Here is a 23,946-nt window from a genome sequence, read left to right on the forward strand (position 1 = left end):
CCTCAACGGAGACACGCATGCCGACGACGACCGCCCCCACGTCCGCGCCCCCCATTCGCGGGCTGCACCATTTCGCCTGGCGCTGCCGCGACAGCGAGGAAACCCGCCACTTCTACGAAGACCTGCTGGGCCTGCCGCTGGCCCACGTCATCAAGAACGACCACGTGCCGAGCACGGGCGAGTACTGCCCCTACGTGCACATCTTTTTCCAGATGCGCGACGGCGCGTACATCGCCTTCTTCGACCTGGGCGACGACACCGCCGCCCTGCCCTCGCCCAACACGCCTTCGTGGGTGAACCACATCGCGCTGCGTGTCGATTCGGTGGCCGACCTGCTGGCCGCCAAGGCGCGGCTCGAAGCCGATGGTGTCGAGGTGCTGGGCGTGACCGACCACCACATCATCGAGTCGATCTACTTCTTCGACCCCAACGGCATCCGCGTGGAACTGACCACGCCGACCGTGCCGCAGGCCGAGATGGACGCGCATGCGCGCCATGCCCATGCCGACCTCGACGCGTGGACCGCGCACAAGGCGGCGCTTCGCGCAGCGAAAGGTGCCTCGCATGTCTGAGCTGCAACTCGCCGTCATCGATGTGAAGCCCGGCGCGGCCATGGACAGCCAGTCGGGCCTGCAGCTGCTGCGCCCGCGCATCTACGGCGCCTTCCGCGCGCCGCCGGGGCCGAAGAAGATCGCGGCCATCGTGATGCACCCGACCAGCAACTTCATGGGCCACTACCTCATCGGTCCGCTGGCCGAGCGCGGCATCTGCTGCATGGGCCTGAACTCGCGCTTCGTCGGCAACGACACGGTGCTGCTGATGGAGCGCGCCATTCAAGACCTGGGCGCCGGCGTGCAGTACCTGCGCGCGGCCGGCTACGAGAAGGTGTTCCTGGTCGGCAACTCGGGCGGCGCGGCGCTCTCGGCCTTCTACCAGGCACAGGCCGAGCAGCTCACCGCCACGCACCTGCCCGACGGCGACCCGACGCACCTGCACCAAAGCGACCTGCCGCCCGTGGACGGCCTTGCGCTGTGCGCCGCGCACCTGGGCCGCACGCGGCTCATGCGCGACTGGATCGACCCCTCGGTCATCGACGAGCACGACCCGCTGTCGGTCGACCCCGCGCTCGACATGTACGACCCGCGCCACCGCGTGCCCTACGAGGCCGACTTTCTCGCACGCTTCAGCGCGGCGCAGAAGGCGCGGCTGGACCGCATCGAGCAGTGGTGCCTCGAGCGCCTCGCGCTGCTGCGCGGCACGCCCGGCGCGCCGCGCGACCAGACCTTCGTCGTCTACCGCACGCACGCCGACCCGCGCTGCGTCGATCTGTCACTCGATGCGAACGCGCGCCTGCCCGGCAGCGTGTGGGGCGATGCGCGGCAGGTGAATTACTCGGCCAACGCGATGGGCCGCACCACCTCGCTGACCGCCTTCCTCTCGCAGTGGTCGTCGCGCTCGCAGGCCGACGGGCCCACCAACCTCGCGCGCACCACGGTGCCCCAACTGCTGCTGACCTACACCGGCGACCAGTCGACCTTCCCGAGTACGCGCGACGCGTGGATGGCCGCGGGCGGCGCGCGCATCCGCAATGTCGACATCGTCGGCGGCAACCACTACCTGGCGGGCCAGCCCGAACTGATCCCGCAGGCGGCCGATGCCATCGCCGAGTTCGCGCACGCGCTGTAGAAGAGCCATGGAAAACTTTGCATTCGCACCGGCCTACGAGTTGCCGGTCTGGCCTTTCACGCCGCCGCCCGAACTCGGCAGCGCGCAGGTGGTGCGCCACCCGGTCGTGATCGTCGGCGCCGGCCCCTCGGGCCTCACGCTGGCCTGCGACCTCGCGCAACGCGGCGTGCGCGCCGTGCTGCTCGACGAAGACGACACCGTGGGCGTGCGCGGCGCCTCGTCGCGCGGCATCTGCTATGCGCAAAAGAGCCTGGAGATCTTCGAACGCCTGGGCATCTACGCGCGCATCGCGGCCAAGGGCATCACGTGGTCGTTCGGGCGCACCTTCTCGGGCGACGAAGAGGTCTACAACTTCAACCTGCAGGCCACGAGCGTCTCGAAGCAGCCGCCCTTCGTGAACCTGCAGCAGTTCTACATCGAGTGGTTCCTGGTCGAGCGCATTCTCGAACTCGGCGTGACCGACCTGCGCTGGAAGAGCCGCGTGACGCGCGTCGAGCCGCTGGCCGATGGCGTGCGCATCGACATCGAGACGCCCGCCGGCAGCTACACGATCGAGGCCGACCACCTGATCGACGCGACGGGCGCGAACAGCCCGATCCGCACGCAGCTGGGCGTCGAATCACATGCCTCGCGCAGCACCGACCGCTGGTGCATCTCCGACGTGCGCTTCGAGAAGCCGCTGCCCACCGAGCGCTGGACCTGGGTCGACGCGCCCTTCAACGAAGGCCGCGGCGTGTGGCAGCACCTGATGGCCGACGGCGTGTGGCGCATCGACTACCAGATGCCCGAAGACTGCGACCCCACCGAGATCAGCCGCCCCGAAGTGGCCGGCGCACGGCTGCGCGAACAGCTCGGGCCCGACGTGGCGTTCGAGTTCGTGTGGATCGGCCCGTACGGCTACCGCGACCACCTGCTGGAGCGCTTTCGCCACGGCCGCGTGTGCTTCATCGGCGACGCCGCGCATGTGGTGAGCCCCTTCGGCGCGCGCGGCGGCAACACCGGCATCCAGGACGCGGCCAACCTCGGCTGGAAGCTCGCGCTGGTTGCGCAGGGGAAAGCCGGCGATGCGCTGCTCGACAGCTACGACGCCGAGCGCCGCCCCGCCGCACAGGAGAACCTGACCGTCACGAGCCGTTCGGCGCGCTTCCTCGCGCCGCGTTCGCCGGCCGAGCACACGCTGCGCCGCGCCGTGGTGGCGCTGGCCAAGCGGCACGCCTTTGCGCGCGCGCTGGTCAACACGGGCCGCATGTCGGTCGCGAACGATTACCCCGTCGCGCCGCTGCTGCCCGAGGGCGCACGCACGGTGCAGAACCTGCCGCTGCAGTGGGCCGACGAGCGCGAGACCACGCTGATGCAGCTGCTGGCCGAAGGCACGCAATGCCTGGGCCTGTGGTTCGCACCGACGCGCGCGCAGGCGCAAGCCGCGTGCGATGCCGCGGCCGCACTGCCGCTGCGCCTGTTGGCAGTAGGCGGCGACAGCGGCCTGCCGACCCTGCAGGCCAGCGAGACGCTGGCCCGCCACCTCGGCATCGACAAGGCGGGTGGCTTCGTGCTGGTGCGTCCCGACGCCTACCGCGCGGCAACGCTGCTGCACGCCGCACCCGACACGATCGCCGCCGCCGTCCGCACGGCACTCGCACTCACCGCTTCATCTCCATGATCACCGAGCCCCGCATTCCCGATCCCGACGGCTTCTACGCCGCGCTGCTGGCCGCGCACGAAGGCCGCACCGAAGCGCAGAGCGCCGACCTCAACGCCCGCCTCGTGCTGCTGCTGGCCAACCAGTGCGCCGACCCGGCCGTGCTGCTCGCGTGCATCCGCGCGGCAGCCGAGGCCGAAGACGACATCCCCACGACCACGACACCCACCCCATGACCGCCACCGTCTCTTTCGCTTCCGCCTCCGACACCCGGGAGCAGAAGCCCCGGCTGCAGGAACTCGCACCCGGTGCCTATGGCTACATCAGCGACTTCGATCCCAACTGCGGCTTCGTCGTCGGCGACGAGCAGGTGGTGCTGATCGACACCCGCCCCACGCCACGCATGGCGCGCGACTTCCTCGCGGCGATCCGCAGCGTCACCGACAAGCCGATCCGCACCATCGTGCTCACCCACTACCACGCCGTGCGCGTGATGGGCGCGAGCGCCTTCGACGAGGTGCAGGAGATCATCGCCAGCCACGGCACGCTCGACTGGATCCGCACGCGCGGCCAGGCCGATTTCGAATCGGAGGTGGACCGCTTCCCGCGCCTGTTCGCGGGCGTGGAAGAGATCCCGGGCCTGACCTTCCCGACGACGGTCTTCGAGCGCGAGATGACGCTGCCGCTCGGCGGCGGTCGCGAACTGCGGCTCATGGCGCTGGGGCGCGGCCATTCGAGCGGCGACACCGTGGCCTGGCTGCCCGACAGCGGCGTGCTGTTTGCGGGCGACGTGGTCGAGAACCACTGCGGCGTGTACGCGGGCGACGCCTACATCGGCGACTGGGCCGGCACGCTCGACGCGGTGCGCGCGCTGCAACCGCGCGTGCTGGTGCCCGGGCGCGGCGCGGTGCTGCAGGGCGAAGCCGCCTGCGCCGAGGCGATCGGGCTCACGAAGGACTTTCTCTCGACGCTGCTCGACAGCGTGCGCGCGGGCATTGCCGCGGGAGAGACGCTCAAGGGCTGCTTCGCGCGCGTACGACGAATTGCGCGGCGTCGAGCACCCGGTCGTGTGGACCGCCGAGCGCGACCGCGAGCTCTGGCAGGTCCTGCGCGGCACCTGAGCCGACCCCTCACCGATTTTCAACAAAGCAACGGAGACAAAAACGATGAAACGCCTTCTTCCCCTGCTGGCCGCGACCCTCGCGCTCGCCGCCGCACCCTTCGCGTCGGCGCAACCAGCGGCCTACCCGAGCCAGCCCGTGAAATGGATCGTGCCCTACGTGGCCGGCGGCGGCACCGACAACCTCGCGCGCTCGCTGGCCGAGGCGATGCAACCGTCGCTCGGCCAGCCGCTGATCATCGACAACCGCCCCGGCGCGTCGACCAACATCGGCGTGTCGGTGATGATGCAGGCCAAGCCCGACGGCTACACGATCATGCAGGCCGAGAACGCGGCGCTGCTGTTCAATGAGCACATGTTCGCCAAGCTGCCCTACAAGCCGGCGACCGACTTCACCTACCTCGGCACCATCGGGCGCTTCCCGGTGGCGCTGGTCGTGCACCCCGACTTTCCCGCGAAGAACGTGGCGGAGTTCGTGCGCTACGTGAAGGCCAACCCCGAGAAGGTCAGCTACGCCTCGCCCGGCAACGGCTCGCCGCACCACATGGCGATGGAGCTGTTCAAGCAGAAGGCGGGCCTGACGATCACCCACGTGCCGTACAAGGGCGCCGCGCCCGCCATGACCGACGTGATGGGCGGCCAGGTGCCGACGATGATGCTCGACCTGGCCTCGGGCCTGCCGATCATCAAGTCGGGCAAGGTGCGCGTGCTGGCCATCGCGCTGCCGCAGCGCGCCAGTGCGTTGCCCGAGGTGCCGACCTTCGTCGAAGCCGGCTTCAGCGACGTCAACGCCTACGCCTTCCACGGCCTGATCGGCCCGGCCGGCATGCCGCCCGAGGCCGTGGCCCGCATCAACACCGAGCTGCACAAGGCGATGAAGGCACCGAAGGTGGTGAAGCTGTTCTCGGAGTTCGGCTTCGAGGCGCTGCCCGGCACGCCGCAGGACTTCTACAAGCTCTCGCGCGCGGAGAGCGAGCGCTGGGGGAACATCATCAGGACGGCCGGCGTGAAGCTGGACTGATCCCGTCGCTTGGCGGCTACCAGCCCAGGCCGAGGTGCAGGGGCAGGTAGACCGCCATGCCGGCCAGCATCGTGCCGAGCACACCGCGCCGCCAGAAGTAGTAGGCGCCGCCGACGACGGTCGCATACAGGCGGGCGTCGTGCAGCGTGGTGATCAGGTGGCCCTGCGTCATCACGATCTCGGGCGCGATCACGCCGGCCAGCGCGGCGGCTGGCGCGTAGTGCAGCGCGCGGTGCGCCCACTCGGGCAGGCCCCAGGGCCGGTCGAGGATGAAGAAGAAGCAGCGCGTGAGCATGGTGACGGCGGCAAGGCCGGCGATCACACCCAAAGACCACCCATCGGTGCCGCCGCTCACTTGTCGTCCTCCGCATCGGGGTCGAGCCCGAACTGCTTTTCGAGCCAGAAGCACAGCAGCACCGCCACGCCGATCGCGACCACGATGTTGAGCTTGAGCGGCAGCGCGTAGGCCGCGACGGCCGTGGCGCCCGCGATGAGCGCGGCCAGCACGCGCAGCCGCGTCGTCGCCATCGAACAGACGATGGCCACCAGGCTCAGCACGCCGGCAAAGCCCAGGCCCCAGGTCTGCGGAATGAGGTTGGCCAGCGCGATGCCCAGCAGGCTCATGCCCATCCACGCGCACCACGTCACGAAGTAGTTGCCGGTGAGATACGCCTCTTGCGCCAGCTGCTCGGCGGGTGTCGTCGGCGGGGCCGTGTACTGCTTGGTGAAGAGCGCGTAGCTCAGGTCCGCCGTCAGGTAGCCGTGCAGCAGGCGGCGCCAGCGCGGCATGTGCATGAGGTAGGGCCGCAGGTGCAGGCTGAACACCACGAAGCGCAGGTTGACGCAAAAGCCCGTCGCCAAAATCACCCAGGCCGGCGCGCCCGCGGCCAGCAGCGGGATGGCGGCCAGCTGCGAGCTGCCGGCGTAGACGAACAGGGTCATCGCCACGGCCTCGAGCACGCTCATGTCCGACTTGACCATGGCCACGCCGGTCATCAGGCCCCAGGCGCCGATGCCGAGCGCGGCCGACGCCATGTCGCGCATGCCGGCGCGGAACTCGGGCTGGCGGCGCAGCGTGGGCGAGAGGAACATCAGCCGAAGACCTGGCCGGTCTTCAGGTCGAAGCCGCGCAGGAAATCGGCCGCGGGCAGGCGCTTGCCGCCCGGGCGTTGAAGCTCGGTGAGCACCACGGTCGCATCGGCAGCCGCGACGGCGACACCGCCAGCATCGGCCGAGACGACGGTGCCGGGCGCGGCGCCTGCAGGGCCGGGCGCCACGTGCGCGGCCCAGAGCTTGACGGTCTCGCCGCCGAGCGGGCTGTTGGCGCCGGGGAACGGATCGAAGGCCAGCACGCGGCGCACGATGGCGGCGGCCGGCTGCGTCCAGTCGATCAGCGCTTCGTGTTTCTCGACCTTGTGGGCGTAGGTGATGCCTTCGGTGGGCTGCGGCGTGCGGGTGAGTTGCCCGATCTGCGCCAGCGCCTCGATCACCATGCGACCGCCGAGTGCGGCCAGCCGGTCGTGCAGGTGGGCGGTGTTCTCGCCGGACGCGATGTCGAGCGCCTCGCGCAGCAGCATGTCGCCGGTGTCCAGGCCCGCGTCCATCTGCATGATGGTGATGCCGGTCTGTGCGTCGCCGGCCTCGATGGCGCGGTGGATCGGCGCGGCGCCGCGCCAGCGCGGCAGCAGGCTCGCGTGGATGTTGAGGCAGCCGTGCGCCGGCAGGTCGAGCACCCACTGCGGCAGGATCAGCCCATAGGCCGCGACCACCATCACGTCGGGCTGCCACGCGAGCAGCGTGTCGCGCGCGGCGGTGGCCTCGTCGGGGTACTTGCCATCGAGCCGCAGGCTGCGCGGCTGGGCCACGGGCCAGCCGTTGGCAACGGCGCACTGCTTGACGGGCGACGCCTGCAGCTTCATGCCGCGGCCAGCGGGCCGGTCGGGCTGGCTCATCACGCCGACGATGTCATGGCCGGCGGCGGCAATGGCCTCCAGGGCGACGCGCGCGAACTCGGGCGTGCCCGCAAAAACGACTTTCAACGCGCTCAATCCCGGATCCGTTCGAATTCGAGGTCATCCCCCGTGTGGTACCGGCGAACCACGCCGGTGGGGTCGATGTAGATATAGAGCATGCGGCGCTCGTTGATGGCCTTGTAGCGCCAGGTCCAGACGGTGCCGTCGAAGGAGCTGACGCGGCTGATCTCGTAGGGCTTGCCGTAGAAGGCCAGCACCTCGTTCTGGCGCCAGCGGTCGACCTGGATGTCGTGGCCGAAGCGCGCTTCGGTCAGCACCTGAGTCACCGAGACGACCTTGCCGGACGCGTCGAGGTCGATGTCGACCACTTCGAAGCCCGCCGGCATGCGCGAGTACTGCAGCCGCTCGCCCCCGCCGTTGAGCGGGTAGCGGCCCGTGGGCGCGCCCAGGCGCTGCAGGGTTTCGGCGGCGGAGGTGCCGGGCTGGATGCGCGTGGGTTCGCTGACGCAGCCCGCCAGGAACAGGAGCCCGGCGGCGGCCAATGATGACCACGCGGCCCGGTGGCTCATGCCCGCGCTTCTTTCATGTCCTCGCGCTGTTGCTTGAGGAGCTTGCTCTTGATGCGGTTGCGCTTCAGCGGCGACAGGTATTCGACGAACACCTTGCCCAGGAGGTGGTCGAGTTCGTGCTGGATGCACACGGCCAGCAGGCCGTCGGCCTCGATCGTGTGGCTGTTGCCGTCGGCGTCGAGCGCCTGGACCTTCACCGAGGTGGAGCGCATCACGCCGTCGTAGATGCCGGGCACCGAGAGGCAGCCCTCTTCGTTGAGCACCTTTTCGTCGCTGGCCCAGGTGATTTCGGGGTTGATGAGCACGATCGGCTCGTTGCGCTCCTCGGAGACGTCGATCACGACCACGCGCTCGTGCACGTCGATCTGCGTCGCGGCCAGGCCGATGCCGCTCGCGTCGTACATCGTTTCCAGCATGTCGGCCACCAGCGTCTTGATGCGCGCGTCCACGCCCTGCACGGGCTTGGCCACCGTGTGCAGGCGCTTGTCGGGGTAACTCAGAATGATTCGTTTGGCCATGAAATCGGGGGGAAGTTGTGGCTATTTTCGCCAATTCCGCGACGCGTCGCGGTGCAATGACGCGAAAACGTTGCCCTTGCAAGGGCTTCGGGCGCAGAATTCGTAGCAAATTGTGAGATTCGTATGCGTCGCGATACTTCGTGCGCTCACCCATCCAGACATGACACAGCCCAGCTCCACCGACCGCCAACGCCCGACCCTTTTTGCCTTCTGGACGGCCGCCCTGGCGGTGGCCGGCAGCTGCGGCGCCACGGCGACCTGGGCGCAGACAACCTACCCCGTCACGCCGCAGCAGCGGGCCACCGCCCAGCAGACGGCCCAGGCCGGCGTGCCGCTGAGCGAGCTGTCGCCGAAGGCCCCCGACGAATACACGGTCAAGCCCGGTGACACGCTGTGGGCCATCTCGCGCCTGTACCTGCTGCGCCCCTGGCGCTGGCCGGAACTCTGGGGCATGAACATCAACGAGATCCAGGACCCGCACCGCATCTACCCGGGCCAGGTGCTGTACCTGGACAAGAGCGGCGGCCGCGCCCGCCTCACCACGCGCCGCGGCGCGGCCGGCGGCGACGGCGGCACCATCAAGCTGTCGCCGCGCACGCGCTTCGACTCGCTCGCGGGCATGGCCTTGCCCACGCTCAACCCGAGCCTCATCGAGCCCTTCCTCAGCGAACCCATCGTGGTCGATGCCAACACGCTCGACGCCGCGCCGCGCATCGTGGCCGGCAACGACAGCCGCGTGCTGCTGTCGCGCGGCGACCGCGCCTATGCGCGCGGCAACGCCGAATCGCCGCTGGTCGAAAAGCCGGGGCCGGTGCAGCACTACCGCATCTTCCGCAGCGCCACGCCGCTGAAAGACCCCGGCACCGGCGAAATCCTCGGCTACGAGGCGCAGTACCTGGGCAAGGCTCAGCTGCAGCGCGGCGAATCGACCACCATCGAGACGACCGGCGACAAGGACGTCATCACCGTCGTGCCGGCCAGCATCGACATCATTGCGTCGCGCGAGGAAATGCGCGCCGGCGACCGCCTGCTGCCCGAACCGCCGCGCCAGCTGCTGAGCTACGCGCCGCGCGCACCGTCGACGCAGGTCGACGGCCGCATCATCTCGGTCTACGGCAACGCGGTGCAGTACGCGGCGCAGAACCAGGTCGTGGCCATCAACAAGGGCACGCGCGACGGCGTCGACAACGGCCATGTGCTGGCCATTTTGAAGAACGGCGAAACCATCCTCGACCGCACCGGTGCGCGCAAGGAAACGATCAAGCTGCCGAATGAACGCATCGGCCTGCTGATGGTGTTCCGCACCTTCGAGAAAGTCTCTTACGCACTGGTGCTCGAAATCAACGACACTCCCCGCGCCGGCGACTTCCTCGTCAATCCCTGACACGCGCCTGAGGCTTTTTTCTCGCACACTCGTTTGGAACGCGCAGAACTCGCAGGCTGGCTGCGACTTTCACTGACACCAGGCGTCGGCGACGGCGCTGCACGCCGCCTGCTCGCGGCCTTCGGGCTGCCTGAAGCGATCTTCGCGCAGCCCGAAGCGGCGCTGCGCGAAGTCGTCAGCACCGCCCAGGCCGCCGCGCTGAAGCAACTGCCGTCCAGCCTGCAGGTGCAGGTCGACCTCACCTGGCAATGGCTGCATCCCGCGGACGACCCCACCGGGGGCGCCGTCACGCGCCGCGTCGTGACGCTCGGCGATGCCAGCTACCCGGGTTCGCTGCTCGAGATGGTCGACCCGCCGCTGATGCTCTACGTGCTCGGTGCCCCGGCCTTCGACCTCACGCAACTCGGCCACAGCCTCGCCGTGGTCGGCAGCCGCAACCCGACGCCGCAGGGCGCCAGCCACGCACGCGCGTTTGCTCGGGCGCTGGGCGAGGCCGGCCTGCCTGTCGTTTCGGGTCTGGCGCTCGGCATCGACGGCGCGGCGCACCTGGGCGCGCTCGACGCGGCCGGCGATGCACCGGTGCTTGCCACCGTGGCCGTGGTCGGCACCGGCCTGGACCGCGTCTACCCTGCGCGACACCGCGATCTCGCGCATCGCATCACGCTGCAGGGGCTCATCGTGAGCGAGCTGCCGCTCGGCACGCCGCCCCTCACGCAGAACTTCCCCAAGCGCAACCGCCTGATCGCCGGCCTGGCGCGCGGCACCTTGGTGGTCGAGGCCGCACTGGCCTCGGGCTCGCTCATCACGGCGCGGCTCACGTCGGAGCAGGGCAAGGAAGTGTTCGCGATCCCGGGCTCGATCCACTCGCCGCAATCGCGCGGCTGCCATGCGCTGATCCGCCAAGGCGCGAAGCTCGTCGAGTCGGTGAACGACATCCTCGAAGAGCTGCCGCCGCTCGCGCCGCCCGCTCGCGCGCAGGCCAGCGACACGCCGTCGTCGGCCCCCGAACATCCACTGCTCGATGCCCTTGGTTTCGACCCCGTGAGCCTCGATGCGCTGAGCGCGCGCACCGGCTGGAGCGCGGCTCAGCTGCAGGCGAAGATGCTCGAGCTTGAACTCGACGGGCATGTCTCGCGGCTGCCCGGCGGCTTGTTTCAAAGAGCCGCCGTCGGCTGACGCGCGAAGTGCACGAAAGCCTAGGGACACACGACAGATTCCTCGGCTATATTGGACTCATGTTCGAAGTGCTCGTGTTTGTGTATGAAAACTACTGGCGCGGCGATGCCTGCCCCGAACCCGAACAGCTGGGCCGCAAGCTCAGTGCGCACGGTTTCGAGGCAGACGAAATACGCGACGCCCTGCAGTGGCTCGACGGCCTGAGCCTTGCCACGCAAGGCCTGCAATTCGAACGCCAGACCGGTGAAGGCGACAACGCCATCACCGCCGCCCGCGTCACGCTGGGGCGCGCACCCGAGGCGGCACTCCCGCAATCGAGCCAGTCGATGCGCGTGTACTCACCCTCGGAACAGGAACACCTCGGCGCCGAATGCCTCGGCTTCATCCGCTTTCTCGAACTGTCGAACGTGCTGCCCTGCGGCCTGCGCGAGATCGTCGTCGAGCGCGCGATGGCCGCACCGGGCAATCCGGTGGCGCTGGACGAGCTCAAGATCATCGTGCTGATGGTGCACTGGAGCACCGGCATCGAGCCCGATGCGCTAGTGCTCGACGAGCTCTGCGAAAGCCGCGAAGGTCGTACGGCACACTGAGCTCGCTTCCGAGCTGCGCGCACTTCCCCACAGACGAGAGCAGCCGCGGCTGACTAGTTCAGAAGTCGCTCGGGATTCGCATCGAGCTTCGCCAGCGCCTCGCGCGTCGCGCGCGCGGTGAGCGTTTCTTCCTCGGCCGGCACCAGCAGGCCGGCCTGCAGGTACATCGCCAACCGCCCGGCCTGGATGAGGAAGCTGCGGCCGTCGGCCGAGGCGAACAGATGCAGCTGCTTGCGGTCGCTGCGCCAGACGAACTGGACCTGGGTCACGCGGTCGTTGTGGTCCAGCATGAACCAGTTGCCCACTTGCAGCTCGTGGGTCCATGCGAGCATTTCGTCAGCGACCTTGACGCCGGCGGTGTCGGGAATGACCTCGATGGCGCTGGCATCCACGCCGAGCAGCAGCTCGATGCTCTGCGCGTCCAGCGGCAGGCTGGCGGCGCTGCCGTCGTCGGTCACGAAGTCTTCCAGGTGCGCCAGTCGCTCGGCCATGGCCTCGATCTTGGCCTGCGGAATGGCCTCGGTCTTCGACATGAAGGCGTCGGTGAGCGTGGCGCCGATGGTCTTGATGTGGCCTTCCTGGGGCTCGCCGACGATGCCCAGCAGGTCCATGCCCTGGCGCAGGCGCTGCAGCAGTTGCGGCAGGTCTTGAATGACGCGGGCGCGGTCGGCGCGGTTGGGCTTGGCGCTCGCGGCCCAGACCAGCTCGGAGGCCACGCGCTTGAGCATCACGGTGTGCTCGCCCTGCGCGCCGTAGCGCAGCGCCGCGATGGCCAGCACCTCGGCCCAGACCTTGAAGAGGAACTCGCGGATCTCGTCGCGCACCGGCATGTCGTTGAGCATCTTGCGCAACTCGATGGTGTACTGGATCGCCATCGTCTCCTTCTGCTCGACCTGCTGCGCCACGCTCATGACGCGCTGCGTGGCGTCGCTCTGCGTGAGGTAGCGGCCGAGAAAGGCGACGAACTCGTCGAACACCAGCTTGAACACACGCTGGCCGGTTTCGGGGTACTGCTCGATCACCTGCACCACGCGCTTGATCTCGTTCTCGAGCGCGCTGCCGGTGATGGCAGCGGCGTCGAAGCCCATCACGCAGGAGCCCATGCGGTCGATCAGCATGCGTGCGGGGTGCTGCAGGGTGCCGAAGAATTCGGGCTCGGCGATGGCCACGCGCAGCACGGGCATCTGCAGCCGCGCGAACCACACGCGGGCGGAGAACGGAATGCGCTCTTCCGCGAGGATGGCCTGGAACATCAGCGCCACGATCTCGACCGTGGCCTTGTCGGCCGTGGTGGGCGCGCGCTTCTTGAGCTCGGCGGTGCGCCGGCGCAGGTCGACGGCGGTCTGCTGGATCAGCGTGGCCTGCTCGCCGGCGCCGTCCATGTACTGCGTGGCCGCCATGCGGTAGGCGACCTCGGCATCGGCGATGGCGCCGGCAAAGGTGCGCGAAAACACGCGGGGCGCGGCCACGCCGCCACCGGTGCCGGTCGTGCCACCGCCCGGTTGCGAGGCGCCGGCCTCGCCGCCGATGCGCGCGGCGACGAAACGCTTGAGGCTCAGCAACGCGGTCTGCGCGCGCTGGCGTGCGAACGCGAGCGGCGAGCTCCCGATCATCGAGCTGGAGGCTGTTCCCGACGACGGCACGGACGCCGCATGCGAGGCCTGGAAGGCGAAGCCCGGACGCTGCGGCTGCGGCTGCGGCTGCGGTGGCTGTTGCTGGCCGTGCGGCACGGCCGCACCTGCCGACGAGCCCTGCCCCATCGGCATGCTCGACGAGACCGGCATGCCCATGGACGACGGGCCGCCGCCCGAATCGCCCGTGCGGCGCACGAAGCTCTTGAGATCGATTTCGGGCATCACGCCCTGCGCGATCAGGAAGGTGTTGGCGCTTTCGTAGGCCTTCACGACCACGTCCGCCAGCGCCTGCTGTACCGTGCCCTGCACGCGGCCCCAGGCCTCGCGGCTCAGGCCGGCGGCCAGCCACTGTTCCACCAGCAGCTTGGCCAGCGTCTCGGGTTTCAGCACGTCCCGGGCGTCGAGCTCGTTCGTGCCCTCGAGGTATTGGATGCGCAGGCGCAGGTCGCTGAGCTCGAAGCTGGCCTTGTCGTGAATGGTCTGTGCGAGGCGCGAGGCGAGGATGTTGCTCTCGACCACCTCGTCGCCGATGAGCTCCAGCCGCAGCGCCGCGGGGGCCGACGAAGTGCCGCCCGCCGGGCCTGTGCCCAGCGCCTTGCGCCAGCCGGTCTGCGCCAGCGACACCCACTGCGAGGCATGGCCCAGGAACGCCACGAGGTCATCGCGGCTTTCCTGCATGGCGCGCGCGCTGCCGACATCGGAAGCCACCGCGGTCAAACGGTCGCGAATGGCCTGGGCCAGCGGAGCGATCGCGCCTTCCGTGGCCGCCACGAAACGCTCACGCGCCTCGCGTGCGAGCTGCAGGGAAGAGGCGGACCGCGCAGTGCTCATTGATGGATCGGAAAGGCCGGAGGATACGGTTCGAGGATGACAACCCCGAGCTTGCATCGGGAAGCGTCACCGCACAAGTGTGGCCGACACGCAGCCGGTGCCGGAATATCCCTCAGACCACCGCGCCGGCGTTCGGGTCGTCACCACCGGAATCACCGTCGCGCTTGACGGGGCCCTTGATCAGGTCTTCACGCTTCACACCCAGCCACATCGCGATCGCGGCGGCCACGAAGCACGACGAGTAGATGCCAAAGCAGATGCCGATGGTCAGCGCCAGCGCAAAGTAGTGCAGCGTGGGGCCGCCGAAGAAGAACATCGACAGCACCACGAGCTGCGTGGAGCCGTGGGTGATGATCGTGCGGCTGATGGTCGAGGTGATCGCGTTGTCGATGACTTCGATCGTCGTCATCTTGCGGTAACGCCGGAAGTTCTCGCGCACGCGGTCGAAGATCACGACCGACTCGTTCACCGAGTAGCCCAGCACCGCGAGCACCGCCGCCAGCACCGCCAGCGAGAACTCCCACTGGAAGAAGGCAAAGAAGCCCAGGATGATCACCACGTCGTGCAGGTTGGCCAGCACGGTGGACAGCGCGAACTTCCATTCGAAGCGGAACGCCAGGTAGATCATGATGCCGATCACCACCATGGCCAGCGCCTTGATGCCGTTGGTGGTCAGCTCCTCGCCGACCTGCGGCCCGACGACCTCGATGCCGCGCTGCGTGGCCGACGGATCGACCGACTTCAGCGCCTGCATGACCTGCGCGCTCTGCTGGTCGGAGCTCATGCCCTTCTGGGTGGGCAGGCGAATCTGCACGTCGCGCGAGGTGCCGTAGTTCTGCACCTGCACTTCGGGATAGCCGAGCTTGTTGATCGCCTCGCGCACCTTGCCGATGTCGGCCGACTGCTCGTAGGCGACTTCCATCACCGTGCCGCCGGTGAACTCCACCGACAGGTGCAGTCCGCGGTGGAACAGGAAGAACAGCGCCAGCGCAAAGGTGGCGAAGGAGATGATGTTCAGCACCAGGGCATGGCGCATGAACGGGATGGTCTTGTGGATGCGGAAGAATTCCATGGCGATGGTCCTCGGCCGTTACTTGGTTTCGACCACGGCTGCGCCGTCGGTCTTTGGCCGCCAGACGGTGCCGATCGACACAGACTTGAGCTTCTTCTTGTTGCCGTACCAGAAGTTCACGAGGCCGCGCGAGAAGAACACGGCGGAGAACATCGAGGTGACGATGCCGATGCAGTGCACCACCGCGAAGCCGCGCACCGGGCCCGAGCCGAAGGCCAGCAACGCAATACCGGCGATCAGCGTGGTGACGTTGGAGTCGAGGATCGTGCCCCAGGCGCGGTCGTAGCCCGCGTGGATGGCGGCCTGCGGCGACGCGCCGTTGCGCAGCTCTTCACGCACGCGCTCGTTGATGAGCACGTTGGAGTCGATGGCCACGCCGATGGCCAGCGCCATGGCCGCGATGCCAGGCAGCGTGAGCGTGGCCTGCAGCATCGACAGGATGGCGACCAGCAGCATCAGGTTGACGGCCAGCGCGATCGAAGAGAACAGGCCGAACAGTGCGTAGTACAGGCACATGAAGACCATGATGGCCAGGAAGCCGTACATCACGCTCTTGAAGCCTTTTTCGATGTTGTCGGCACCGAGCGTCGGACCGATGGTGCGCTCCTGGATGATCTCCATGGGCGCGGCCAGCGAGCCGGCGCGCAGCAGCAGGGCGAGGTCGCTGGCCTCGGCCACCGTCATCGAACCCGAGACCTGGAAGCGGTTGCCCAGTTCGCCGTTGATCGACGGGGCCGTGAGCACTTCGCCCTTGCCCTTCTCGAAGATCAGCATGGCCATGCGCTTCTTGTAGTTCTCGCGGCTGACGTCGCGCATGATGCGCCCGCCCTTGGCGTCCATGGTCAGGTCGACCTTGGGCTGGTTGCTCTGCTGGTCGAAGCCGGGCTGCGCGTCGGTGAGGTTCTCGCCGGTGACGAGCACCTGCTTCTTCACGATCACCGGGCGGCCGGTGCGGTCGAGGAATTTCTCGGAGCCGAAGGGCACGGGCGCGCCGCTCAGTTCGGCTGCGCGGCCTTCGGCGCTTTCGTCCACCATGCGCATTTCGAGCGTGGCGGTGCGGCCCAGGATTTCCTTGGCCTTGGCCGTATCCTGCACGCCGGGCAGCTGCACGACGATGCGGTCCAGGCCCTGCTGCTGGATCACGGGCTCGGCCACGCCGAGTTCGTTGATCCGGTTGTGCAGGGTCGTGATGTTCTGCTTGAGCGCGGCGTCCTGCAGGCGGCGGGCCGCCTCGGGCTTGATGGTGGCGGTCAGGCGCCAGTTGGTGCCGTCGGGCGCGTCGGTGGTGCTGAGATCAGGGAACTGGTCCACGATCAGGCGCTTGGCGGTCTCGAGCGAGGCCGCGTCGCGGAAGGTCACCTCGACGGTCTGGCCGTTGCGGCTGACCTGGGTGCCGCGGATGCTCTTGTCGCGGAAGGTGGTGCGCAGATCGCTCGCGAACGATTCGGCCTTCTTGTCGATGGCCCCCTTCATGTCGACCTGCAGCAGGAAGTCGACCCCGCCGCGCAGGTCCAGGCCCAGGTACATCGGGAACGCATGCAGCGACGTGAGCCATTTCGGCGAACGCGACAGCAGGTTCAGCGCCACGGTGTAGGGCGGGTCGCTGGCGTCGGGCACCAGGGCGCGCTGCACGACGTCGCGCGCCTTGAGCTGGTCGTCGGTGGTGATGAAGCGGGCGCGCAGCGAGCCGGCGTCGAGGGTCACCAGGTCAGGCGCCAGGCCGGCCGCCTTCAGCGCCTCCTCGACCCGGGTCTGGGTGGCGGCGTCGACCTTGACGGTCGTCTTGGCCGCGGACACCTGCACCGCGGGTGCTTCGCCGAAGAAATTGGGCAGGGCGTAGATGAGCCCCACGAGTAGCACGATCACGATGATCGTGTACTTCCAGACCGGGTAACGGTTCATGAGAAGGCGCTTTTCACAAGCGTTTCAGAAAGGGAACACGGCGTGACTTGGGGCCCTGCGCCGTGAAGCGCAAGGTTCAGCTCACGCTTTTATTGCTTGACGGCGCCCTTGGGCAGCACCTGGACCACCGCGCTGCGCTGGACCTTGATCTCGACGCCGTTGGCGATTTCCAGGCCCAGGTACTGGTCGCTGATCGATGTGATCTTGCCGAGCACGCCACCGGCCGTGGCGACTTCGTCACCCTTGGCCAGGGCTTCGATCATGGCGCGGGCTTCTTTCTGGCGCTTCATTTGCGGGCGGATCATGACGAAATACAGCACCACGAACATCAGCACCAGCGGCAGCATGCTGCCCAGCGAAGACAACATGTCGCCACCACCGGCGGCTGCGGGCGCGGTTTGAGCGAAAGCAGAGGAAATGAACAAGAGAGTCTCCAGCAGAGGGAAGAGAGAAGAAAAAGACTTCAGATGCGCGGGCCGGGCCCGCGGTTCCGTGCCCACGAGGATGCGGGCCGCAAGTCAGAGGCTCGGCGGGGGGAGGCCGCGCGCAGTCGGGCATTGTATTCGTCGCAGATGCCCGTTTCGCGCCCTTATCCGGCGCGGCCCGGAGGGCTTTTAGCTATCGTTTAAATAGCAAAGAGCGCCGCAAGGGCGCTCTTTGTCAGCGGAAACGGGCTTGACGGATCAGGCCGCTGCGCGTTGCGCCTGCGGGTGGCGCCACTTGCCCAGCAGCTCGTTCCAGCGGGCGCGGGCGGCCGCGAGGTTGCGCTCCTTCACGTGGCCGTAGCCGCGGATCTGCTCGGGCAGCGCCGCAATCTCCAGCGCCAGCGCGTGGTTGTCGGCGCGCAGGCCCTTGAGCACTTCCTCGATGCTGGCGCGGTACTCGCCGATGAGGGCGCGCTCGGTCTTGCGCTCTTCGGTGCGGCCGAAGACGTCGAGCGCCGTGCCGCGCAGGCCCTTCAGCTTGGCGAGAACGCGGAAGCCCGTGAGCATCCAGGGGCCGAACTTCTGCTTCTGCAGCTGGCCCTTGGCGTTCTTCTTGGCCATGAGCGGCGGCGCCAGGTGGTAGTTGAGCTTGTAGTCGCCTTCGAACATGCCCTCGACGCGGTCCAGGAAGGTGCGGTCGGTGTGCAGGCGGGCGACTTCGTACTCGTCCTTGTAGGCCATGAGCTTGAACAGGTAGCGCGCCACCGTTTCGGCCAGGCCCGTGCTCTTGCCGACGGCCGACTCGACCTGCTGCACGCGGCCGACGAAGGCCTTGTATTCCTCGGCGTAGGCGGCGTTCTGGTAGCCGGTCAGGAACTCGGCGCGACGAGCGACGAGGGCCTCGACCGTCTCGCGCTTCTTGAACTCGATGACCTGGCCCGGGCGCACGCGCTTTTGCAGCTCGTCCGGGCGCACGGCGGCCTGGCGGCCCCACTCGAAGGCGGTCTTGTTGTTCTCGACGGCCACGGCGTTCAGCTCGATGGCGCGCATCAGCGACTCGTGCGCCAGCGGCACCCAGCCCTTTTGCCAGGCGTAGCCCAGGATCATCGGGTTGACGTAGATGGTGTCGCCCATCAGTGCGGTGGCGGCGGCATCGGCGTCGAAGGCGCCCAGGCCGTCGATGCCCACGGCGCGCGCAATTTCAGCGGCGCAGGCGTCTTCGGGGTTCTGCCAGTTGGCGTTGCGCACGAAAGCGGCGGTGGGCGCGCTGTGGCTGTTGAGCGCCACGTGCGTGCGCCCTTCGCGCATGCGCGCCATGGTCTCGGCGTTGATCGTCACCAGCGGGTCGCAGGCCAGGATCAGGTCGGCCGCCGCGGTGCCCACGCGGGTGGTGCGGATGTCGTCCTGCGTGTCGCCGATGAGCACGTGGCTCCAGGTGGCGCCGCCCTTTTGCGCCAGGCCCGCCGCGTCCTGCGTGACGATGCCCTTGGCCTCGATGTGCGCGGCCATGCCCAGCAGCTGGCCGATGGTGATCACGCCGGTGCCGCCGACGCCCGCGACCACCACGCCCCAAACCTTGCCGCCGTCCAGCGAAGGAATGGTCGGCTCGTTCAGCAGGCCGAACTCGGCCGGCGTGGCCGCCTTGTTCTTGCCCTTCTTCTTGAGCTGGCCGCCCTCGACGGTCACGAAGCTCGGGCAGAAGCCCTTGAGGCAGCTCATGTCCTTGTTGCAGCTGCTCTGGTTGATGGTGCGCTTGCGGCCGAATTCGGTTTCCAGCGGCTCCACGGAGAGGCAATTGCTCTGCACGCTGCAGTCGCCGCAGCCTTCGCAGACCAGTTCGTTGATGACCACGCGCTTGGCCGGATCGACGGCCGTGCCGCGCTTGCGGCGGCGGCGCTTCTCGGTGGCGCAGGTCTGGTCGTAGATGATGGCCGTGGTGCCGGCGATGGCGCGGAACTCGCGCTGCACGTCGTCCAGCAGGTCGCGGTGCTTCACCTGCACGTGGTCGCCGGGGATGGTCACGCCCTCGTACTTCTCGGGCTCGTCGGTCACGATGACGACCTTCTTGGCACCTTCCGCGTGCAGGCTTTCGGCAATCTGCAGCACCGAGTGGCCCTCGGGGCGCTCCCCGACCTGCTGGCCGCCGGTCATGGCCACCGCGTCGTTGTAGAGGATCTTGTAGGTGATGTTCACACCGGCCGCGATGCTCTGGCGGATGGCGAGCAGGCCGCTGTGGAAGTACGTGCCGTCGCCCAGGTTGGCGAAGATGTGCTGGTCGGTCGTGAAGGGCTGCTGGCCCACCCACGGCACGCCCTCGCCGCCCATCTGCGTGAAGCCGATGGTGGAGCGGTCCATCCAGGTCGCCATGAAGTGGCAGCCGATGCCGCCCATTGCGCGCGAGCCTTCGGGCACGACGGTGCTGGTGTTGTGCGGGCAGCCCGAGCAGAACCAGGGCTGGCGCGTGGCGTCGGCCACGCTGGTGGACGCCTGCTGCACCACCATCGAACGCTCCTTGGCCTCGAGGATGGCGAGCTGCGCATCGATGCGCGCGGCCATGTCGGCGCCGGCGGCGGCCAGGAGGCCGGTCTTCTTCAGGCGCGCGGCGATGGCCTTGGCGATGAGCGCCGGGTTCAGGTCGGCGTTGGCGCGCAGCAGCGTGTGCGAGGTCGGGTTGGGCATCGACCATTCGCCGCCGGAATAACCGTCGTCCGTGGAGCTGGCGCCTTCGTCGAACTTGCCGACCACGTTGGGGCGCACGTCGGAGCGCCAGTTGTAGAGCTCTTCCTTGAGCTGGTATTCGATGACCTGGCGCTTCTCCTCGACCACCAGGATCTCCTGCAGGCCGGTGGCGAATTCGCGCGTGAGCTGCGCCTCCAGCGGCCACACCACGCCCACCTTGTGCAGGCGGATGCCCAGCTGGCGGCAGGCCGCGTCGTCCAGGCCCAGGTCGATGAGCGCCTGGCGCGTGTCGTTGAAGGCCTTGCCGCTGGCCATGATGCCGAAGCGGTCGTTCGGGCCTTCGATCACGTTGTGGTTCAGGCGGTTGGCGCGGATGTAGGCCAGCGCGGCGTACCACTTGTAGTGCATGAGCCGGGCTTCCTGCTCCAGCGCATGGTCGGGCCAGCGGATGTGCAGCCCGCCGGGCGGCATCTCGAAGTCGGTGGGGATGACGATGTCGACGCGCTCGGGGTCGATCATGGCCGTGGCGCTCGACTCGACGATCTCCTGGATCGTCTTCATGCCCGACCACACGCCCGAGAAGCGGCTCAGGGCAAACGCGTGAATGCCCAGGTCGAGAATTTCCTGCACGTTGGCCGGGAAGAACACCGGCGTGCCGCAGGCCTTGAAGATGTGGTCGCTCTGGTGGGCTGCGGTTGAGCTCTTGGAGATGTGGTCATCGCCGGCCACCGCGATCACGCCGCCGAATTCGGTGGTGCCCGCCATGTTGGCGTGCTTGAAGACATCGGAGCAGCGGTCCACGCCCGGGCCCTTGCCGTACCAGATGCCGAAGACGCCGTCGAACTTGTTGGTGCCCTGCGGCGAGAAACCCAGTTGCTGCGTGCCCCACAGCGCCGTGGCCGCGAGCTCTTCGTTCACGCCGGGCTGGAAGACGATGTTTTGTTCCTTGAGGAACTTGCTGGCCTTCCACAGCGCCTGGTCGTAGCCGCCGAGCGGGGAGCCGCGGTAGCCGCTGATGAAGCCGGCGGTGTTCTTGCCGACCTGCTTGTCGCGCAGGCGCTGCAGCATCGGCAGCTTGACCAGGGCCTGCACGCCGCTCATGAAGGCACGGCCGTAGTCGAGGGAGTATTTGTCGTCGAGCGTGACGGTTTCTAGCGCGCGGCGAATGTGCTCGGGCAGCGGGGCGTTCATGTCTTCTGTCTCCGTATTGGCAGGGCTTTGTGGGCCTGGCTGAGGGGTGTGGGTCCGTGCCCGGTAGGGCGCGAGCCCATGATCACGCAAAGTGTATGCCGGGGTCTGCGACAGGTGTTTGCGTTTTTTGCCCCGAAAAAGCGCCCCACAGAAAGAATCTTGCTTACCATCTATGTCCATGGAAAGAATAGACAAGTTCGACCTCGCTATCCTGCAAGAACTGCAGACCGACGGACGCCTCACGAACGCCGAACTGGCGCAGCGCGTGGGCCTGTCGGCCGCGCCCTGCTGGCGCCGCGTGCGCGCGCTCGAGGACGCCGGGTTCATCAAGGGCTACCGCGCCGAGATCGACCGCCACAAGATCGGGCTGGGCGTGCTCGCTTTCGTGCGCGTGGACACCGAGCGCGTCACGCACGATGCCACGCGCAAGCTCGAAGACGCGATCCGCAAGATGCCCGAGGTCGTGGCCTGCCACTACATCAGCGGCACCGGCACCTTCGAGCTGCAGGTGGTGGCGCAAGACCTGAACGGCTTCTCGGCCTTCGCGCGGCAGAACCTCATGAACCTGCCGAACGTGAAAGACCTGCACACCAGCTTCTCGCTGGGCGAGGTGAAGGCGAACAGTGCGCTGCCGCTGGGACACCTGGCCCCGTGAACGCCGGAGCCATCGGCCGGCGGGCCCTGTCGCACCGGCACACCCTGGGCCTGCTGACCGACGCAGAACACGCGCAGGCCCTCGGCCTGCTGCCTGAACAGGAACCCGAATGGGCCGCGCCCGCTAGGCGGCCAGGCCCCCGATAGCGACCGCCTAAAATGCGCGCCCACCGCTTCCCGCCGGGCGGCAAGACACAAGGACCCCGAATGAACTCTCTTCGCCGCGCCCTGGCCCTCGGCCTCGCAGCAGCCACACTCACCTTCGGTGCCCAGGCCCAGAACCGCGAACTCACCGTGGCCTCCAGCGCCACCTACGCGCCGTTTGCCTTCGAGAACAAGGACAAGCAGATCGTCGGTTTCGACATCGACATCATCAACGCCATCGCCAGGCAGCAGGGCCTGAAGATCAAGATCGTCAACACGCCCTTCACCGGCATCTTCGGCGCGCTGAACAACGGCGATGTCGACCTCGTGATCTCGGGCGTCACCATCAACGAGAAGCGCAAGCAGAGCTACGACTTCACGCCGCCGTATTTCGCGGCGCGCCAGCTCATCGCGCTGCCGAAGAACAGCGCCGTCAGCTCGCTGAAGGACCTCACGGGCAAGAAGATCGCCGTGGTCAGTGCCTCCACCGCCGACGACATCGCCTCGCGCGAGTTCGGCAAGACCAGCCCCAACATCCGCCGCTTCGAGAGCACGCCGCTCATCATTTCCGAGCTGGCCGGCGGCGGCGTCGATGCGGCCATGGGCGACAACGGCGTCATTGCCTACCGCGTGTCGCAGCATGCCGACCTGAAGACGCTGGACGACAAGTCCTTCCCCGAAGAGGGCTTCGGCATCGTCGTGAAGAAGGGCGACAAGGCGCTGCTGGACAAGCTCAGCGCCGGCCTGGCGGCCATCCGCGCCGACGGCAGCTACGTGACGATCTACAAGAAGTGGTTCAACAAGGACCCGAACGTGCGCTGAGCCGCACGGCTATGCATTGAATACGGCCGCCTTCCAGCGGCCGTTTCGTTTTTCATTTGTCGATTGAGAAAGTTGGAGGAGCAAAGGATGGAACAACCGATCCTGCTTTTCGGATGGTTCCGCTGGGACATCCTGGTTGAGTACAAAGACCTGTTCTGGCAGGGCGCCTGGATGACGCTGCGCATGACCGTGGTCTGCGTGCTGCTGGGCGCCAGCTGGGGCCTGTGCCTGGCGCTCGCGCGGCTGGCGCAGGCGCGCCACGCGCCGTGGACCTGGGTCACGCGCCTGCTGCTGCGCTGGCCGGCCACGGTGTACGTGAGCTTCTTCCGCGGCACGCCGCTGTTCGTGCAGATCCTGCTGATCCACTTCGCGGTGATGCCGGTGTTCATCCATCCGAGCACCGGCCTGCTCATCGACGGCGAACTGGCGCGCACGCTCAAGCAGGAGCACGGCGCGCTCATCTCGGGCGTGGTCGCGCTCACGCTGAACTCGGCCGCTTACATCTCCGAAGTGTTCCGCGCCGGCATCCAGTCGATCTCGCGCGGGCAGTTCGACGCCGGCCGTTCGCTGGGCCTCAGCCCGCCGCAGGTGATGCGCTACGTGGTGCTGCCGCAGGCCTTCCGCCGCATGCTGCCGCCGCTGGGCAACAACGCCATCGCGCTGCTGAAAGACACGTCGCTCGTGTCGGCCATCGGCCTGGCCGAGCTGGCCTATGCCGCGCGCACCGTGGCCGGCGCGTACGCGCGCTACTGGGAGCCGTACCTCGCGATCTCGGTGGTGTACTGGGTGATGACGCTGGTGCTCACGACCTTGCTGCGCAGGCTGGAACACCGCCTCGCCCGCAGCGACCGGGGCTAGGTGTGAAGCTTCAATAGGTTGTTGCGGGTGTTCACCCGGAGTGGTTTTGAGAGACTGG

General features: G+C 68.0%; 21 protein-coding genes and 1 pseudogene. 12 read left to right on the plus strand and 10 right to left on the minus strand.

The window, feature by feature from the left end; all coding sequences use genetic code 11:
• Window positions 1-17: 17 nt before the first annotated feature.
• The 6 genes and pseudogenes from ASD34_RS11250 (at window position 18) to ASD34_RS11275 (ending at window position 5,466) form a co-directional block, all read left to right on the plus strand.
• Window positions 18-572: a VOC family protein gene (locus tag ASD34_RS11250; RefSeq protein WP_056577135.1), complete on the plus strand. Its 555-nt coding sequence runs from the start codon at window positions 18-20 to the stop codon at window positions 570-572.
• Window positions 565-1,686: an alpha/beta hydrolase family protein gene (locus tag ASD34_RS11255; RefSeq protein WP_056577138.1), complete on the plus strand. Its 1,122-nt coding sequence runs from the start codon at window positions 565-567 to the stop codon at window positions 1,684-1,686. Before ASD34_RS11250 ends, ASD34_RS11255 begins: the two co-directional genes overlap by 8 nt.
• A 7-nt stretch (window positions 1,687-1,693) precedes the next feature.
• Entirely contained in the window at window positions 1,694-3,346 is a 1,653-nt protein-coding gene (locus ASD34_RS11260) for an FAD-dependent oxidoreductase (RefSeq protein ID WP_056577141.1), read from the plus strand.
• On the plus strand, window positions 3,343-3,561 hold the full coding sequence (locus tag ASD34_RS11265) for a DUF2783 domain-containing protein (protein ID WP_056577144.1): 219 nt from the start codon (window positions 3,343-3,345) through the stop codon (window positions 3,559-3,561). Before ASD34_RS11260 ends, ASD34_RS11265 begins: the two co-directional genes overlap by 4 nt.
• A pseudogene (locus ASD34_RS27085) lies at window positions 3,558-4,446 on the plus strand (MBL fold metallo-hydrolase). Before ASD34_RS11265 ends, ASD34_RS27085 begins: the two are co-directional and overlap by 4 nt.
• Window positions 4,447-4,491: 45 nt before the next feature.
• Window positions 4,492-5,466, plus strand: coding sequence for a Bug family tripartite tricarboxylate transporter substrate binding protein (locus tag ASD34_RS11275; protein ID WP_056577149.1), 975 nt, complete (start codon window positions 4,492-4,494; stop codon window positions 5,464-5,466).
• 16 nt (window positions 5,467-5,482) lie between these two features.
• On the opposite strand, the gene ASD34_RS11280 is transcribed toward ASD34_RS11275, so the two are convergent.
• From ASD34_RS11280 to def, 5 genes are read right to left on the minus strand one after another with little or no spacing between them, the layout of a single operon-like run.
• Window positions 5,483-5,821 carry an AzlD domain-containing protein gene (locus ASD34_RS11280; protein ID WP_082548577.1) on the minus strand — a complete coding sequence of 113 codons (339 nt, stop codon included), beginning with the start codon at window positions 5,819-5,821 and terminating at the stop codon, window positions 5,483-5,485.
• Window positions 5,818-6,558 carry an AzlC family ABC transporter permease gene (locus tag ASD34_RS11285; protein WP_056577152.1) on the minus strand — a complete coding sequence of 247 codons (741 nt, stop codon included), beginning with the start codon at window positions 6,556-6,558 and terminating at the stop codon, window positions 5,818-5,820. The genes ASD34_RS11280 and ASD34_RS11285 overlap by 4 nt, the downstream gene beginning before the upstream one ends.
• Window positions 6,558-7,514, minus strand: coding sequence for a methionyl-tRNA formyltransferase (gene fmt / locus ASD34_RS11290; protein ID WP_082548578.1), 957 nt, complete (start codon window positions 7,512-7,514; stop codon window positions 6,558-6,560). The genes ASD34_RS11285 and fmt overlap by 1 nt, the downstream gene beginning before the upstream one ends.
• On the minus strand, window positions 7,511-8,008 hold the full coding sequence (locus tag ASD34_RS11295; RefSeq protein WP_056577158.1) for a hypothetical protein: 498 nt from the start codon (window positions 8,006-8,008) through the stop codon (window positions 7,511-7,513). Before ASD34_RS11295 ends, fmt begins: the two co-directional genes overlap by 4 nt.
• Complete coding sequence (gene def, locus ASD34_RS11300; protein WP_056577160.1) at window positions 8,005-8,526, minus strand: peptide deformylase; 522 nt, start codon at window positions 8,524-8,526, stop codon at window positions 8,005-8,007. Before def ends, ASD34_RS11295 begins: the two co-directional genes overlap by 4 nt.
• A gap of 160 nt (window positions 8,527-8,686) precedes the next feature.
• Between def and ASD34_RS11305 the strand changes: the two genes are divergently transcribed.
• Genes ASD34_RS11305 through ASD34_RS11315 form a run of 3 tightly spaced genes read left to right on the plus strand, consistent with a single transcriptional unit; the run spans window position 8,687 to window position 11,676 of the window.
• Window positions 8,687-9,910 (plus strand): LysM peptidoglycan-binding domain-containing protein, encoded by a 1,224-nt coding sequence (locus tag ASD34_RS11305; RefSeq protein WP_056577162.1) that lies wholly within the window; start codon window positions 8,687-8,689, stop codon window positions 9,908-9,910.
• 33 nt (window positions 9,911-9,943) lie between these two features.
• Window positions 9,944-11,086, plus strand: coding sequence for a DNA-processing protein DprA (gene dprA / locus ASD34_RS11310; protein ID WP_056577165.1), 1,143 nt, complete (start codon window positions 9,944-9,946; stop codon window positions 11,084-11,086).
• A 59-nt stretch (window positions 11,087-11,145) separates the two neighbouring features.
• Window positions 11,146-11,676, plus strand: a complete 531-nt coding sequence (locus tag ASD34_RS11315; protein ID WP_056577168.1) for a DUF494 family protein — start codon at window positions 11,146-11,148, stop codon at window positions 11,674-11,676.
• A 53-nt stretch (window positions 11,677-11,729) separates the two neighbouring features.
• Here the strand turns inward: ASD34_RS11315 and ASD34_RS11320 are convergent, their stop codons facing one another.
• The 5 genes from ASD34_RS11320 to ASD34_RS11340 form a co-directional block, all read right to left on the minus strand.
• Window positions 11,730-14,141 (minus strand): DUF1631 family protein, encoded by a 2,412-nt coding sequence (locus ASD34_RS11320; RefSeq protein WP_056577171.1) that lies wholly within the window; start codon window positions 14,139-14,141, stop codon window positions 11,730-11,732.
• A 112-nt stretch (window positions 14,142-14,253) separates the two neighbouring features.
• Window positions 14,254-15,213: a protein translocase subunit SecF gene (gene secF / locus ASD34_RS11325; RefSeq protein ID WP_056577174.1), complete on the minus strand. Its 960-nt coding sequence runs from the start codon at window positions 15,211-15,213 to the stop codon at window positions 14,254-14,256.
• Window positions 15,214-15,231: 18 nt separating this feature from the next.
• Window positions 15,232-17,115 (minus strand): protein translocase subunit SecD, encoded by a 1,884-nt coding sequence (gene secD / locus ASD34_RS11330; RefSeq protein ID WP_056577177.1) that lies wholly within the window; start codon window positions 17,113-17,115, stop codon window positions 15,232-15,234.
• An 89-nt stretch (window positions 17,116-17,204) separates the two neighbouring features.
• Window positions 17,205-17,540: a preprotein translocase subunit YajC gene (gene yajC / locus ASD34_RS11335; RefSeq protein WP_056577179.1), complete on the minus strand. Its 336-nt coding sequence runs from the start codon at window positions 17,538-17,540 to the stop codon at window positions 17,205-17,207.
• 258 nt (window positions 17,541-17,798) lie between these two features.
• Window positions 17,799-21,410 carry an indolepyruvate ferredoxin oxidoreductase family protein gene (locus tag ASD34_RS11340; protein ID WP_056577182.1) on the minus strand — a complete coding sequence of 1,204 codons (3,612 nt, stop codon included), beginning with the start codon at window positions 21,408-21,410 and terminating at the stop codon, window positions 17,799-17,801.
• Between the two features lie 178 nt (window positions 21,411-21,588).
• Here ASD34_RS11340 and ASD34_RS11345 point away from each other — a divergent pair, with 178 nt between their 5' ends.
• From ASD34_RS11345 to ASD34_RS11355, 3 genes are all read left to right on the plus strand, one after another.
• Complete coding sequence (locus ASD34_RS11345; RefSeq protein ID WP_056577185.1) at window positions 21,589-22,065, plus strand: Lrp/AsnC family transcriptional regulator; 477 nt, start codon at window positions 21,589-21,591, stop codon at window positions 22,063-22,065.
• 206 nt (window positions 22,066-22,271) lie between these two features.
• Window positions 22,272-23,030 (plus strand): basic amino acid ABC transporter substrate-binding protein, encoded by a 759-nt coding sequence (locus ASD34_RS11350; RefSeq protein ID WP_056577188.1) that lies wholly within the window; start codon window positions 22,272-22,274, stop codon window positions 23,028-23,030.
• Window positions 23,031-23,117: 87 nt separating this feature from the next.
• Window positions 23,118-23,888: an amino acid ABC transporter permease gene (locus ASD34_RS11355; RefSeq protein WP_056577191.1), complete on the plus strand. Its 771-nt coding sequence runs from the start codon at window positions 23,118-23,120 to the stop codon at window positions 23,886-23,888.
• Window positions 23,889-23,946 lie beyond the last annotated feature (58 nt).

Origin of the sequence: Variovorax sp. Root473, assembly GCF_001426505.1 — a bacterium.
Lineage (GTDB): Bacteria > Pseudomonadota > Gammaproteobacteria > Burkholderiales > Burkholderiaceae_C > Variovorax.